The sequence below is a fragment of the Vibrio sp. 1159 genome (genome assembly GCF_033340395.1).
Classification (GTDB): Bacteria; Pseudomonadota; Gammaproteobacteria; order Enterobacterales; family Vibrionaceae; genus Vibrio; species Vibrio alginolyticus.
Window position 1 is genome coordinate 1 of record NZ_JAWOWL010000059.1, and the last position, 15181, is coordinate 15181.

Annotated in this window: 12 protein-coding genes; 9 read left to right on the forward strand and 3 right to left on the reverse strand. The window is 45.9% G+C overall.

The window, feature by feature from the left end; translation table 11 throughout:
• Positions 1-160 precede the first annotated feature (160 nt).
• Positions 161-1348 (reverse strand): 3-phenylpropionate MFS transporter, encoded by a 1188-nt coding sequence (locus R7127_RS25310; protein ID WP_005382367.1) that lies wholly within the window; start codon positions 1346-1348, stop codon positions 161-163.
• A 233-nt stretch (positions 1349-1581) separates the two neighbouring features.
• Between R7127_RS25310 and R7127_RS25315 the strand changes: the two genes are divergently transcribed.
• From R7127_RS25315 to fis, 9 genes are all read left to right on the forward strand, one after another.
• Positions 1582-3408, forward strand: a complete 1827-nt coding sequence (locus R7127_RS25315) for a DUF294 nucleotidyltransferase-like domain-containing protein (protein ID WP_158159512.1) — start codon at positions 1582-1584, stop codon at positions 3406-3408.
• Positions 3409-3441: 33 nt separating this feature from the next.
• The gene (locus R7127_RS25320) at positions 3442-4071 is read left to right on the forward strand and encodes a 3'-5' exonuclease (RefSeq protein WP_042523697.1); all 630 of its coding nucleotides are present in this window, start codon (positions 3442-3444) and stop codon (positions 4069-4071) included.
• Positions 4072-4308: 237 nt separating this feature from the next.
• Positions 4309-6261 (forward strand): acetate--CoA ligase, encoded by a 1953-nt coding sequence (acs, locus tag R7127_RS25325; RefSeq protein ID WP_005386359.1) that lies wholly within the window; start codon positions 4309-4311, stop codon positions 6259-6261.
• 303 nt (positions 6262-6564) lie between these two features.
• The gene (gene aroQ / locus R7127_RS25330) at positions 6565-7014 is read left to right on the forward strand and encodes a type II 3-dehydroquinate dehydratase (RefSeq protein WP_054579330.1); all 450 of its coding nucleotides are present in this window, start codon (positions 6565-6567) and stop codon (positions 7012-7014) included.
• A 61-nt stretch (positions 7015-7075) separates the two neighbouring features.
• Entirely contained in the window at positions 7076-7537 is a 462-nt protein-coding gene (gene accB / locus R7127_RS25335) for an acetyl-CoA carboxylase biotin carboxyl carrier protein (protein ID WP_005386355.1), read from the forward strand.
• Between the two features lie 14 nt (positions 7538-7551).
• Positions 7552-8895, forward strand: a complete 1344-nt coding sequence (accC, locus tag R7127_RS25340; protein ID WP_005382509.1) for an acetyl-CoA carboxylase biotin carboxylase subunit — start codon at positions 7552-7554, stop codon at positions 8893-8895.
• A gap of 165 nt (positions 8896-9060) precedes the next feature.
• The gene (gene prmA / locus R7127_RS25345) at positions 9061-9948 is read left to right on the forward strand and encodes a 50S ribosomal protein L11 methyltransferase (protein ID WP_005382507.1); all 888 of its coding nucleotides are present in this window, start codon (positions 9061-9063) and stop codon (positions 9946-9948) included.
• A gap of 139 nt (positions 9949-10087) precedes the next feature.
• Positions 10088-11056, forward strand: coding sequence for a tRNA dihydrouridine synthase DusB (gene dusB / locus R7127_RS25350; protein ID WP_318131243.1), 969 nt, complete (start codon positions 10088-10090; stop codon positions 11054-11056).
• A gap of 23 nt (positions 11057-11079) precedes the next feature.
• Complete coding sequence (gene fis, locus R7127_RS25355; protein WP_000462885.1) at positions 11080-11376, forward strand: DNA-binding transcriptional regulator Fis; 297 nt, start codon at positions 11080-11082, stop codon at positions 11374-11376.
• A 74-nt stretch (positions 11377-11450) separates the two neighbouring features.
• Here fis and R7127_RS25360 read toward each other — a convergent pair whose 3' ends face one another.
• Together R7127_RS25360 and R7127_RS25365 are read right to left on the reverse strand one after the other, a co-directional pair.
• Positions 11451-12608, reverse strand: a complete 1158-nt coding sequence (locus R7127_RS25360; RefSeq protein WP_172563459.1) for an MFS transporter — start codon at positions 12606-12608, stop codon at positions 11451-11453.
• Positions 12605-14176 (reverse strand): ABC-F family ATP-binding cassette domain-containing protein, encoded by a 1572-nt coding sequence (locus R7127_RS25365; RefSeq protein WP_064376987.1) that lies wholly within the window; start codon positions 14174-14176, stop codon positions 12605-12607. The genes R7127_RS25360 and R7127_RS25365 overlap by 4 nt, the downstream gene beginning before the upstream one ends.
• Positions 14177-15181 lie beyond the last annotated feature (1005 nt).

The window sequence follows — 15181 nt, forward strand, 5'->3', positions numbered from 1 at the left end:
GAGTAGTTTTACAGGCAAAGCCGAAACGGATGATAACCACCTACTGAAGTAGGTGGTTTAGGGCTGAAAATAAAAAAACCTCTCCATGAGGGAGAGGTTTCATTTAACACTGCTTTGATAACGGAGACAAAGCTTAGTTTTTAACCTTTGTTACATAAGTCTAATTCTGTGTTTCAAGTGGCTTGTCTGATACATCAACCACCTGATGTGGGTCTTGCGAATCAAGCTTGATGAACAGAGCCAATAACCCCATCGCGGCCATGCCCCAGAACACAAGCGGTCCCCAGTGCTCATAACCCCAGCCACTCAATACGGTCATTAACGCGATAAATGCGCCCAACGGAATCGCGTTATACAACGCTTGCAACGCTACGATCTTATTTTCTTCGGAGTTTTGGATATATTGGATCGCGGCAATGTGTGCGGTAGCGAAAGTCACACCATGCAATAATTGAACAATCACCAAAGCAATAATTGATGTTGTCGACGCCGTAATACCCCAACGCATCATTACACCAACGGCAGCAGCAATAAACAGCGCGCGTATTGACCAACCTACGAATAAACGCTTACTCAGTGCAAACACTGCCACTTCTGCGGCCACCCCCAAGCTCCATAAGTAGCCAATGACATCTTCCGAGTGACCAGCGGCCTTCCAGTGAATCGCACTAAAGCCGTAGTAAGCCGCATGACTGCCCTGAATTAGTGACACCAACACTAAGAATTTTAGTATCGGCTTGTCGGTCAAAAGAGCGGTCAGCTTTGGACGTTCTGCGCTTTGCCCACCGTGCGTTACAGGCATTGGGTTAGTCGGTCGCATAGCAAACAGCAACGAGATAAACACGCCGAACATCGCAGTGTACAAGATCATATCGGAGCCAAATTCAGCCACCAGGTAGCCCACTGCCGTCGAGCCTGCGATAAAGGCGATCGAACCCCATAGCCGCGTGCGGCCATAATCGAGCATTTTCAGGCGAGCGTAGTAATTTGCCATCGCGTCCGACAACGGAATAATCGGTCCACAACAAAGATTGAACAACACTGTCGCTAGTGCCATTAACCAAAAGCTACCACCCGTAAAAAAGTGAAATCCAACAAAAAGGAGGGCAGCGAAACTCAACCAACGTAAAGCAGGCATAAGATGTTCGACTTTGTGTACTCGTGGGGTGATCACGATATTGGCAACACAACGTGTCGCAAGGCCTAACCCGACCAGCAAACCGATATCTGTCGAAGATACGCCCTGATCCTTAAACCAAAGTGACCAAAATGGCAGATACACGCCATACGCAAAGAAGAATCCGAGAAAGTACTGGGAAATCCAGCCATACGGAGAAGGTTTCAACATTACTAATATCCTAAAACGGGAACACCAACGTTCGAGCCGGGAATTATGGATCGCCATGCGTATTATAAAAAGGGAAGAATAAGAAACTTATCGTTTCCTCGATGGAATACTAACTTTGCGACATTTGGCATCTTCAAGCGAAAACATCGTAATTTAGACCAAAGTCGTCTGGCTTCCGGTAAGAAATTTGTCAGACTTAGAGAGTGTTCCTTCCATCATTATTGGGTGTTCTCATGCCTGACAAATTTAACATGCAATCTCCACCGTTCGATCGCTTAACTGAAGCACAACAAACGCGACTGCGATCGTCTCTGGACGTCGCCTACTATCGAGCTCGAGATGTTATTTTATCCTGCGGACAGAAGAACCCCCACTTACATATTCTGATCAAAGGCGCGGTAGAAGAGCGCTCCAACGATCAACAGGAAGTGTTCGCACATTATGCCAACGACGATATGTTCGATGTACGCTCGTTACTTGAAGACAAGGTACGTCATCACTACATCGCGCTTGAGGACACGCTCTCTTACCTACTGCCGAAAGAAATTTTCCTTGCCCTTTACAACGAAAATGGCCAGTTTGCAGCCTATTTCGATAACAATTTATCGAAACGGCAAGAGCTCATCGAAGCGGCCCATCAACAGCAAAACTTAGCGGAGTTTATTCTCACTAAAGTTGACCGCAGCATTTATCACCCACCGATGATCCTCGAACCAAATACACCAATTAACGAGGTAACACGTTCCTTAAAAGAAAATGGGATTGACGCTGCATTGGTTCAACTCCATGGCGATGATCCACGATTGGAAAAATGGCCATCAGCCCACCCGTACGCAATAGTGACTCGTACTAATATGCTGCATTCTGTGATGATAGATGGTTGCGCGCTCGACACACCAGTGGGTGAGATCGCGAGCTTTCCTGTTTATCACGTTGATGATGGTGACTTTCTATTCAACGCCATGATCACAATGACCAGAAACAGAATGAAACGCCTCATGGTATGTGAAGGCAACCGAGCCGTTGGCATGCTGGATATGACCCAAATTCTTAGCGCGTTCTCAACCCACTCTCACGTGTTAACGCTCAGTATTGCTCGAGCAAGCAGCGTGGAAGAGCTCGCTTTGGCCTCAAACCGCCAACGTCAATTGGTCGAGAGCTTATTGAAAAACGGCATCCGCACTCGCTTCATCATGGAGCTGATCTCAGCCGTAAACGAGCAAATTATCGAGAAAGCGTTCGAGTTAGTAATACCACCAGCCTTGCACGACCATTGTTGCTTGATCGTACTCGGCTCTGAAGGCCGAGGAGAGCAAATTCTCAAAACCGATCAAGACAATGCCCTGATTATTCAAGATGGTCTGGAATGGCCTCATTGCGAACAAGTGATGCAATCCTTCACACACACCCTACAACAGCTCGGTTATCCACTTTGCCCTGGTAAAGTGATGGTTAACAACCCGAAATGGGTCAAAACACAGCAAGAATGGATAAGCACCCTAAACCACTGGATAGCTAAAGCCGAACCACAACAAATCATGGACTTAGCCATTTTCAGTGACGCCCATGCTGTTGCTGGGAATTGCGAGCTGCTGGCTCCAATTGCGGCGCATCTTCGTGACACAATGAAAGATCGCATGTTGATATTGTCTGACTTTACTCGCCCTGCCTTGCAGTTTTCGGTGCCCCTAACTCTATTTGGCAACGTAAAAAGTGCTAAAGACGGATTGGACATTAAACGCGGCGGTATTTTCCCAATTGTACACGGCATTCGCACCTTGTCTTTGGAATATGCCATTGAGGAGAAGAACACGTTTGAGCGCATTGAAGCTCTGAGAAATAAGCGCATCTTAGAATCTGAAACGGCAGATAATCTCAACGAAGCACTGAAATTGTTCTTTAAACTTCGCCTTAATCAGCAACTCAAAAAGCAAGAAGCGTTGAATAACATTGATATTAAACAACTGGATAGAACTGAGCGTGATTTGCTTCGCCACAGCTTACATGTGGTGAAGAAATTTAAGCAATTTTTAGGCTTCCATTATCAAATTCGTGATTAACCCTGATTTTCATAAATCACAGAGGCGTAAGCAATGAACTGGTTACAACGCAAATACTGGCATTACAAATTGAAAGGCTCGCCTTATCAGTCGCTGTTTTGCACGCCAGATAAAACAGAATACGTCTCTCTTGACTGCGAAACCACCAGCCTTGACCCAAATCGCGCCGAGCTGGTGACTATTGCAGCCACCAAGATCATCGACAACCGCATCATCACCAGTCAACCATTTGAAGTCCGCTTACGCGCGCCGCAATCGCTCGACTCAGGCTCGGTCAAGATCCATCGAATTCGCCACCAAGACTTAGTCGATGGCATCAGTGAAAAAGAGGCGCTGCTCGAGCTGCTCGACTTTATCGGCAACCGACCACTTGTGGGCTATCACATTCGTTACGATAAAAAGATCTTAGACCTTGCTTGTCTGCGGCAACTTGGCTTCCCACTTCCTAACCCACTGATCGAAGTCAGTCAGATTTACCACGATAAGTTGGAACGACATTTGCCGAATGCCTATTTCGACTTAAGTCTGGATGCCATTTGTAAACACCTCGAACTTCCTATCCAAGACAAACACGACGCCTTGCAAGACGCGATTTCTGCCGCTTTGGTCTTTGTCCGCTTAACGAAAGGCGATTTACCCAACCTAACCACGCCGTATACATAAAAATCAGTTGACCTAGCTCCCAGAAATACTTTTGTTTCAGCGATTTCCCGGCGCTTCTATCACTCTCATCCTAAAGTCTAATTGTGGAAATACGCGCGGTGACTGACAGTTATAAGCACAACGTCGTCATTACCACGACCAAGTTATTTAGAACCAAAAAACAGCCCTACAAAAATATATTCAAAATCTTATCTAGATTGGTGTAAGGCCGAGAAATAAGGCACAAGGAGAGAAGCCATGAGCGAAGCCCACGTTTATCCGGTAAAAGAAAATATTAAAACTCATACACACGCGGATAATGATACTTACTTAGCCATGTATCAGCAGTCGGTAACCGATCCAGAGGGCTTCTGGAACGAACACGGCAAAATCGTTGATTGGATCAAACCTTTCACCAAAGTAAAAAGCACTTCTTTCGACACTGGCCATGTTGATATTCGCTGGTTTGAAGATGGCACACTGAACGTCTCGGCTAACTGTATTGACCGTCATCTTGCAGAACACGGGGACGACGTCGCCATCATTTGGGAAGGCGATGATCCAGCCGACGACAAAACTCTCACTTTCAACGAACTGCACAAAGAAGTGTGTAAATTCTCCAACGCATTGAAAGAGCAAGGCGTACGCAAGGGAGACGTGGTGTGTCTATACATGCCAATGGTGCCAGAAGCCGCTGTGGCTATGCTCGCTTGTACCCGTATTGGTGCGGTTCACACCGTAGTATTTGGCGGTTTCTCACCAGAAGCACTATCCGGCCGTATCATCGACTCTGACGCTAAAGTCGTGATCACCGCAGACGAAGGCGTACGTGGCGGACGCGCTGTTCCACTGAAAAAGAACGTGGATGAAGCACTAACCAACCCAGACGTAAAAACCATCAATAAAGTCGTCGTGCTTAAACGTACAGGTGGTGATGTTGAATGGCATGAACACCGTGATGTTTGGTGGCACGAAGCAACAGCCAACGTTTCTGACGTTTGCCCACCAGAAGAGATGAAAGCCGAAGACCCGCTGTTCATCCTCTACACATCTGGCTCGACAGGTAAACCTAAAGGCGTACTACATACTACAGGCGGTTACCTCGTCTACGCGGCAATGACCTTTAAATATGTCTTCGATTATCAACCAGGTGAAACCTTCTGGTGTACCGCGGATGTGGGCTGGATTACAGGCCATACTTACCTAATTTATGGTCCACTAGCGAACGGGGCCAAAACCATTCTGTTTGAAGGTGTTCCAAACTACCCAAGCACGGCTCGTATGAGTGAAGTGGTTGATAAGCACCAAGTGAACATTCTCTACACTGCGCCAACCGCTATTCGTGCACTAATGGCAAAAGGTAACGAAGCGGTAGCAGGGACATCTCGTTCAAGCTTACGTGTGATGGGTTCAGTAGGTGAGCCTATCAACCCTGAAGCGTGGGAGTGGTACTACAAAACGATTGGTAACGAGAGCTCGCCTATCGTTGATACTTGGTGGCAAACAGAGACCGGCGGTATCTTAATTGCACCACTACCAGGCGCAACAGACTTAAAACCAGGCTCAGCAACTCGACCATTCTTCGGAGTACAACCTGCACTGGTTGATAACATGGGCAACATCATTGAAGAAACCGCAGCAGAAGGTAACTTGGTGATCCTTGATTCATGGCCAGGTCAGATGCGTACTGTTTATGGCGACCACGAGCGCTTTGAACAGACCTACTTCTCAACCTTCAAGGGAATGTACTTTACTAGTGACGGTGCTCGTCGTGACGAAGACGGTTACTACTGGATCACAGGCCGTGTTGATGACGTACTAAACGTGTCGGGTCACCGCATGGGTACCGCTGAAATAGAATCGGCTCTTGTCGCACATCATAAAATTGCTGAGGCCGCGATTGTTGGTATTCCACACGACATCAAAGGCCAAGCTATCTACGCTTACATTACCTTGAACGATGGTGAATTCCCGTCAGCAGAGCTACACAAAGAAGTGAAAGATTGGGTGCGTAAAGAAATTGGTCCAATTGCAACACCAGATGTACTGCACTGGACGGATTCCTTACCGAAGACTCGTTCTGGTAAGATAATGCGTCGAATCCTGCGTAAGATTGCAACGGGCGATACAAGCAACCTCGGAGACACGTCAACGCTTGCCGATCCGAGCGTGGTAGACAAGCTTATCGCAGAGAAAGCAGAATTGGCATAAATTCAACCAACTGTTTTAAAAGCACTTTAAAAACCGCCATCACTCATGGCGGTTTTTTGCTTTAGCGCACAAATTGGCCACACAAAAAATATGGCAATTATGTTGTTTTTGTTAACTTGGTTACAGAAACGAGAGTGGCTATTAGGAGATTAGACCAGTAAATTGCTGCTAATTGCTATGAATTAGCTATAATCTTGGTCGATTTTTTAAAATTTGCTCGGTTTTAACAAAAAAATCGTGCTGAACTATCGTATATTTGGGAATATAAACGTTCCACTCACGATAAGGGAAGATAGCAACACAATGTCTGCAAAGTCACGGATTCTTGTTCTAAACGGACCAAATCTTAACCTATTGGGTCTGCGCGAACCGACACACTATGGTCACAGTACCTTAGCTCAAGTTGTGGATACTCTTACAGAGCAAGCCCATAACGCTGGGGTAGAACTGGAACACCTACAATCAAATCGTGAGTACGAACTGATTGAAGCCATTCACGCTGCCTATGGCAAGATTGACTTCATCATCATCAATCCAGCGGCTTTCACTCATACTAGTGTGGCGCTGCGAGATGCATTACTTGGCGTCGCCATCCCATTTATTGAGGTGCACTTATCAAATGTGCACGCACGTGAACCATTCCGTCATCACTCTTATCTGTCAGATAAAGCAGAGGGTGTGATTTGCGGTTTAGGCGCACAAGGTTATGAATTTGCTCTGTCTGCAGCGATCAATAAGCTACAGACAAAGTAACCCTAACACTCTGCAACCCTACGAGGGTTGTCTTAATCACAAGATAAAAGAGAAAGAAAAGATGGATATTCGTAAAATCAAGAAGCTAATTGAGTTAGTTGAAGAGTCTGGCATTGCTGAGCTAGAGATCTCTGAAGGTGAAGAGTCAGTGCGCATCAGCCGTCATGGCACTGCAGCCCCTCAAGCACCAATTCACTACGCAGCAGCTCCAGCGGCGGCACCTGCTCCAGTAGCAGCGGCACCAGTAGCGGAAGCGCCAGCAGCAGAAGCTCCAGCAGCAACACCTGCAGGTCACCAAGTTCTTTCTCCAATGGTTGGTACTTTCTACCGCTCTCCAAGCCCAGACTCTAAAGCATTCGTAGAAGTGGGTCAGAAAGTAAATGCTGGCGATACTCTATGTATTGTTGAAGCAATGAAAATGATGAACCAAATCGAAGCGGACAAATCTGGCGTTGTTACAGCAATCCTAGCTGAAGACGGCCAACCAGTTGAATTCGACCAACCTCTTGTTGTAATCGAATAAGCGGGGCTTGCCTTATGCTAGACAAAGTAGTCATCGCGAACCGAGGTGAAATTGCACTTCGTATTCTTCGCGCTTGTAAAGAATTAGGTATTAAGACCGTCGCTGTTCACTCGACAGCTGACCGCGATCTTAAGCACGTACTACTCGCAGACGAAACCGTATGTATCGGCCCTGCTCGTGGTATCGACAGCTACCTAAACATTCCACGCATCATTTCTGCAGCAGAAGTGACTGGTGCTGTTGCTATCCACCCAGGTTACGGCTTCCTGTCTGAGAACGCAGACTTCGCAGAGCAAGTTGAGCGCAGTGGTTTCATCTTCGTTGGTCCAAAGGCAGACACTATCCGCCTAATGGGCGATAAAGTATCTGCTATCAATGCAATGAAGAAAGCAGGCGTTCCTTGTGTACCGGGTTCTGACGGCCCTCTAGACAATGACGAAGAGAAAAACAAAGCATTTGCTAAGCGCATTGGTTACCCAGTAATCATCAAAGCATCTGGCGGCGGCGGCGGTCGTGGTATGCGTGTTGTTCGCGCAGAGAAAGACCTTATCCAAGCCATTGCAATGACACGTGCTGAAGCAAAAGCGGCGTTCAACAATGACATGGTTTACATGGAGAAATTCCTAGAAAACCCTCGTCACGTTGAAGTTCAGGTTATTGCTGACGGTCAAGGCGGCGCAATCCACCTTGGTGAGCGTGACTGTTCAATGCAACGTCGTCACCAAAAAGTAGTGGAAGAAGCTCCAGCACCTGGTATCACAGAAGAAATGCGTAAGTACATCGGTGAACGCTGTACTCGTGCATGTATCGAGATCGGTTACCGCGGCGCAGGTACGTTTGAATTCCTATACGAGAACGGTGAGTTCTACTTCATCGAAATGAACACTCGTATTCAGGTAGAGCACCCAGTAACAGAGATGGTTACTGGCATCGACCTAATCAAAGAACAGCTTCGTGTTGCAGCGGGTCAGCCTCTGTCATTCACTCAAGATGATATTAAGATCCGTGGCCATGCGATTGAGTGTCGTATCAACGCAGAAGACCCTGAGCGCTTCCTACCATCTCCGGGTAAGATCGAGCGTTTCCACGCTCCTGGCGGTATGGGTGTACGTTGGGAATCTCATATCTACACAGGCTACACAGTTCCACCTCATTACGATTCAATGATTGGTAAACTGATCACTTACGGTGAGAACCGTGATGTAGCGATTGCACGTATGAAGAACGCACTGGGTGAGATGATCATCGAAGGCATCAAAACTAACGTGCCACTGCAATTCTCCATTATGAATGACGAAAACTTCCAACACGGTGGTGCAAACATCCACTACCTAGAGAAGAAGCTTGGCTTACAATAAACCTAAGCAAACGTCTTAAAAAATGCCCACTCCCGTGGGCATTTTTGTTTTATATGTACGCGAACGGCTCAACATATAAATCGGCTTATTTGGGTATATACTCAAACAAATCGTAGAGTTCTGGTAAACTCTGCGCCACTTCATTCACTTTAAGAGCAAAAACCAATGCCTTGGATTCAAATCAAACTCAACGCGACCAATGAAAACGCTGAGCAAATCGGCGATATGCTAATGGAAGAGACTGGCGCGCTGTCTGTTACATTCTTAGACGCGCAGGATACACCTGTATTCGAACCTCTACCTGGCGAAACTCGCTTATGGGGCGATACTGATATTCTGGCACTGTATGATGCAGAAGCAGACACTAACTTCATCATCGACCAAATTAAAGCGAGCAATATGCTGGCTGACAATTTTGCTTACAAAGTAGAACAGCTTGAAGATAAAGACTGGGAACGCGAATGGATGGAAAACTTCCACCCAATGAAATTTGGTGAACGCTTATGGATTTGTCCAAGCTGGCGCGACATTCCAGATCCTGACGCTGTTAATGTTATGTTGGATCCAGGCCTTGCATTCGGTACGGGTACTCACCCTACAACAGCACTTTGTCTTGAGTGGCTAGAAAGCATGGACTTAAGCGGTAAGACCGTTATCGACTTCGGTTGTGGCTCAGGTATTCTTGCGATCGCAGCGATCAAACTGGGCGCTGAAAAAGTGATAGGGATCGACATTGATCCTCAAGCCCTGCTTGCTTCAAAAGACAATGCTGAGCGTAATGGCGTTGCAGACAAACTAGAAGTTTACTTACCGCAAAATCAACCTGAAGGTCTCGTCGCTGACGTCGTTGTGGCCAACATCCTTGCGGGACCTTTACGTGAACTTGCACCTATCATCAAAGGGCTAGTTAAGCCAAATGGCGACCTCGCTATGTCCGGCGTATTAGACACTCAAGCTGAAGATGTTGCGAACTATTACCGTGACGAGCTTCACATTGACCCAATTGTTGAGCAAAGTGAATGGTGTCGCATCTCTGGTCGTAAGCAAGGCTAGACAAGGTTTTCAGAGCTAATTGTTTGAAATTCATACAATTTACAAAAACAATTTGTAAATGCTCAAATATTAGTCTTTTCACGCAGTGAAAAAATGCGTAAAATGCGCGCCCTTGCTGGTACAGAACTGTGATGACGTTTTGAAAATCGGAAACTATCAACTTAAGAACAATCTAATCGTAGCCCCTATGGCTGGTGTAACGGATAGACCGTTTCGCGAGTTGTGTCTTCGCTATGGTGCGGGAATGGCCGTCAGTGAAATGATGTCTGCTAACCCAAAACTATGGGGAACGTCAAAGTCGAAACAGCGCATGGTACACGAGGGCGAATCGGGCATTCGCTCTGTACAGATTGCGGGTTCCGATCCACAGCTTATGGCGGACGCAGCTCAATTCAGTGTTGAGAACGGTGCACAAATCATCGACATCAACATGGGCTGCCCGGCAAAAAAAGTGAATAAGAAGCTAGCGGGCTCTGCTCTGCTTCAATACCCAAACATTATCGAAGAGATTTTGAAAGCGGTCGTGAATGCAGTGGACGTTCCTGTAACGTTAAAGACTCGAACTGGCTGGGATACAGACAACAAGAACTGTGTCCAGATCGCTAAATTAGCCGAAAACTGCGGCATACAAGCTTTTGCTCTGCATGGCAGAACGAAAGCATGTATGTACAAAGGTGAGGCCGAATATGACAGCATTAAAGCGGTAAAAGAGGCGATTTCAATTCCGGTTATCGCGAACGGTGATATCGATAGCCCGGAGAAAGCCAAATTTGTACTGGAGTACACCGGTGCGGACGCTTTAATGATTGGACGCCCTGCCCAGGGTCGTCCTTGGATTTTCCAGGAAATCCATCACTATTTGGAAAACGGCACCACAATGGAGGAACTTCCAACTGAGGAAGTGAAAACCATTATGCTTGGTCATGTAAATGCTCTGCATGAGTTTTATGGGGAGTTCTTAGGTCCACGTATCGCGCGCAAGCACGTTGGGTGGTACCTGAAAGAGCATGAACAGGCAAGTGAGTTTCGCCGTACCTTCAACGCTATCGACGCAGCTCCGCTGCAAATTGAGGCGTTAGAAGGTTATTTTGATAACGTTGCATCATAATTAAGAGAAGAGCTAGACCGAATATGTTCGAACAAAATCTGACTTCAGAAGCATTAACAGTAACTACAGTAACGTCACAAGACCAGATTACTCAGAAGCCTTTACGTGACTCTGTTAAAGCGTCTCTTAAAAACTACCTTGCTCAACTAAACGGCCAGGAAGTAACAGAACTATACGAATTAGTTCTAGCTGAAGTTGAACAGCCACTACTAGATACTATCATGCAGTACACTCGCGGTAACCAAACTCGCGCAGCAACTATGATGGGTATCAACCGCGGTACTCTTCGCAAGAAACTTAAGAAATACGGCATGAACTAAGACCGTTTTTCAAAAAGTATTTGGAACAAGCCGTTACCTTTTTAGGTAACGGCTTTTCTTTATCTACTAAAACACTACGAATAACGCTCACTTTGTTCAGTATTACCAACTGGCTTTAAGATAACTACTGCTGAGCCAAACAATAGGAAAGCCACGAAAGCGACCCATTCATTGCCTACAGAATACGCGAAGCCCGCCAAGGCAGACCAAATCGCGACACCAAAGTGCATCATACTCATTCCAGAAGACATTAACACACCTCGATATTCATCAGATAAGCTTGCGATATGTGCTTGTAATGCCGGAGAGCCAACCCCTCCAGCAAGAGACCAGAGCACTAGAGCTGGAAGATAAGCGGTCACCGTACTCATCTCATTTGAGAACACCCATGCACTGCAAGGTATGCACACCATTAAAGCCACTCGCATAACGGCTCGAGAGCTACCAAGCCAGCGAGAAGCTCTCGCCACGCACATATTTCCAACCACACTCACGATCCCTAGAGCTGCATAAATAGCGCCCACCCAACCGAGCGCCAAATCACTGGTATCTCGAATATGAAGGCCTATCAGGTTAAATACACCAATACCTCCCCCTAGGCCTAAACACATCGCTAGAATCGCCCTCAACGCGCCTGGAAGATGAATGACGTCTGTGATAGGTGGCAGAGTATCTGACTTCTTGGACTCATTATGCTTGTTGTTCATGGACACTACGCTCATGGCACCGACAAAAAGAGCCGCAACGCCCAAAATAATAAAAGCGGCACGCCATGATAAAAGCTGGGTCAACAATGCTCCGATCGCCGGGCTAGTTATCATACCTAGCGTTAATCCCGCCTGAACCATCACAATTTGACGCATCGCTCTATTACCCTTCGCGTCTCCCGCTAACGCGAATGCAATTGGTAACATGCCTGCACTTGCAATACCAGTGATCACTCGAGTTGCAATAGCAAGTTCAAAATCATGAACTATGCCCGTCGTAATAGACGCAACCCCAAATACAAAGCAAGCAGGCACCATGATACGAATACGCCCAACTCGGTCTGATAAACGGCCCAAGTAAGGAGCGCAAATTGCTATGGCTAAACTATATGCTGTAATAAATAAGGTCACCTGACTCGGTTGAACACTTAAATCATTTCCGATAGGTTCAAGAATAGATCCAAGCATCAACTCATCAGCACCAACAAGAAAAGCAACGAGAAATAGGATCATGGACTGCATCATAGCTCCACCTCCTGTTCTGTTTCCGATTCAGCACAAGTGAGCAACGAAATATCTAAAACTCTATCAGGCCAAGATTGCAAAAATGCCTTCTCATGAGATACTACAATCACGCTACCGGAAAAGCGCTGGAGAGCCTCTTTAAGCGCATTTTTACTGCTGCTATCCAAATGTGTTGTTGGTTCGTCCAACAGCAAAACATTGCATTTCTGAACCGATAAACAACACAGTTTCACCCGAGTTTGCTCACCACCGCTCAATGTATCTAAGTGGCGCTGCGTCTTATCCCCCGTGATCCCAAAGCGAGCTAATAGCTTGCGTGACTCTTTGCTTGAGATTGTTGGCGCACAAGAGCACAGCTCCTGTTCAGGCGTGTTCTGAGGATGGCGCCAAGACAAATCTTGAGAAAAATAACCAATCATTGCACCTTTTGCCAATACCACCTCACCAGAGAGTGGCTCGATCTTCCCCATCAGGGTTTTAAGTAAGGTCGACTTACCCACGCCGTTAAAGCCAGCAACAACCAACTTTTCCCCGCGCGCTAACGTGATATCAAGCGCAGGAAGCAGAGGCTGCTGATAACCTATCATCAACGCTTTTGCGTCAATCACATACTGTTGCCCAATGGGCTGATAAGCAAAGTCAAACATCGATACTTTCTCTACATTATTCAGTTGAATACGTTCGATTTTATCCAGTTTTTTCTTACGCCCTTTAGCAAGACTCGCGTTAACTCCAGCGCCATTTTTGGCAATAAATTGCTCTAACTTTCGAATTTCATTTTGCTGAGCCTTATATTGCTTTTCTATCAAAGCACCATCGTGATGCTTTTGCTGCATTGCTTTGACATAAGTGCCGCTGTATTTTCGAACCGTTTGATAATCAATATCACAAATACTGGTCGCTACTTGATTAAGGAAATCAACATCATGAGAAACCAGTAAAACTGTGCCAATGTAATCATTGAGAAACGTGACTAGCCATTCAATGTGAGGAGCATCAAGATAGTTTGTCGGCTCATCAAGAATTAACACATCGGGGTTGCGAAGTAACAACCTGCCTAAAAGGACTTTGTGTCTTTGACCGCCACTTAGCGAGACAAGCGGTGTATCTAAGCCAAATTGATAAATACCAAGACCTACAGCAACTCGTTCAATTTTGGTATTAATTGCATAGAAGTCTTCATCTTCTAAATATGCCTGTAGCCGAGCGACTTGGCTTAAAAGAGATGTAGAGTGAGACTCGGTCATCGCCTGATACAAAGTCCAAAGCTTCTGCTCGGCAGCGTATAAGTTCTCAAAAGCACTCTTTAAGCATTCATAAACCGTCAGCGCATTATCCATCTTAAAATGTTGCTCTAAATACCCCACCTCAAGGTTTGGTAACCAGTCAATGCAGCCCTTATCTGCAGATAATTCACCAATAAGCAGTTTTAATAAGGTGCTTTTTCCAACGCCATTCGCTCCAGTGATACCTATTTTCTCTCCCACGTTAATTCGAAATGTCGCGTTGTTATATAATGTCTTATCGGCTACCTGATAAGACAAATTTTTAACTTGTAAAATACTCATGCTTTTAACCAAATAAAAAGGGCCGGTGATCAATACCGGCCCTTATTTCAATACTGGATAATGCTTTGTAGCTGCTTAACAGATACAAAAAGGCCGATGATGAAATATCACCGGCCATCTCTTCTCTTTTATCAGGTGTACAGACGCCTGCGTATAACTTCAGCGAAGTTACTCACGCATAAAACACCTGATGAAGATTAATTTAAGACTCCGGGCAACACTTCATCGCGTTTTTTGCACGGAGTTCAGCCTTCTTACAAAGCTTTTAAACAAGAGATATAACATGATTTACTGTCGAAAAAATATTCGATGTGAAGCGTACACCTTTAGAATAAAAAGTACCAGATAATTATTAAAACTATCGTGACTTACACGAAGGTCCACAGAAAGAAGACTTTTCCTCAGTCAATGTGCCAGGTGAACTGCTTACTCAGCAAACACAGCTATGAAAGCACCTATACCGCTCACGTTATACGTACGTAGTGGTGGCTTTGAAGGTTGGAGAGGGTTAGAGGGAAGAAGTAGCGAATATACTTTAAGACACTGGCTTAAATAGGTCGACAAAACAAAATCCATGTTTGGAAAGTTTTAAATGCGCTGAGTTTATATTAATAAGCGCCTATGGCTAAATCAAAACATCTAAAGCAGAGAAATCTCCCCCGAAAATAACATAACCTAGTGAATAAATTTTCCAGGTAATAATAAAGGAAGCTTTGGTAAGTAAGCACAAGGGCTGAGAACTAGCGCTCGATACTAGGACCCGGTTCAGTAGAAACCACACAAAACTGAGTTCCACTTCACTCATAACAGGGCTTAGAAAGCATCGCCAGAGGGAAGCCGGCCTCTCGATGCAAGGTTTCAATACGAAAGTGGGTTTAAGGTAAGTCGGGGAACCAAAACGAAAAAAGCCCCAGTCTTTCGACTGGGGCTTAATATAAGTGGCGGAGTGGACGGGACTCGAACCCGCGACCCCCGGCGTGACAGGCCGGTATTCTAACCAACTGA

Excerpts from the sequence above, each read along its gene's own strand:
- R7127_RS25310 (WP_005382367.1), bottom strand. The coding sequence starts at position 1,348 with ATGTTGAAACCTTCTCCGTATGGCTGGATTTCCCAGTACTTTCTCGGA.
- R7127_RS25315 (WP_158159512.1), top strand. The coding sequence starts at position 1,582 with ATGCCTGACAAATTTAACATGCAATCTCCACCGTTCGATCGCTTAACT.
- R7127_RS25320 (WP_042523697.1), top strand. The coding sequence starts at position 3,442 with ATGAACTGGTTACAACGCAAATACTGGCATTACAAATTGAAAGGCTCG.
- acs (WP_005386359.1), top strand. The coding sequence starts at position 4,309 with ATGAGCGAAGCCCACGTTTATCCGGTAAAAGAAAATATTAAAACTCAT.
- aroQ (WP_054579330.1), top strand. The coding sequence starts at position 6,565 with ATGTCTGCAAAGTCACGGATTCTTGTTCTAAACGGACCAAATCTTAAC.
- accB (WP_005386355.1), top strand. The coding sequence starts at position 7,076 with ATGGATATTCGTAAAATCAAGAAGCTAATTGAGTTAGTTGAAGAGTCT.
- accC (WP_005382509.1), top strand. The coding sequence starts at position 7,552 with ATGCTAGACAAAGTAGTCATCGCGAACCGAGGTGAAATTGCACTTCGT.
- prmA (WP_005382507.1), top strand. The coding sequence starts at position 9,061 with ATGCCTTGGATTCAAATCAAACTCAACGCGACCAATGAAAACGCTGAG.
- fis (WP_000462885.1), top strand. The coding sequence starts at position 11,080 with ATGTTCGAACAAAATCTGACTTCAGAAGCATTAACAGTAACTACAGTA.
- R7127_RS25360 (WP_172563459.1), bottom strand. The coding sequence starts at position 12,608 with ATGATGCAGTCCATGATCCTATTTCTCGTTGCTTTTCTTGTTGGTGCT.
- R7127_RS25365 (WP_064376987.1), bottom strand. The coding sequence starts at position 14,176 with ATGAGTATTTTACAAGTTAAAAATTTGTCTTATCAGGTAGCCGATAAG.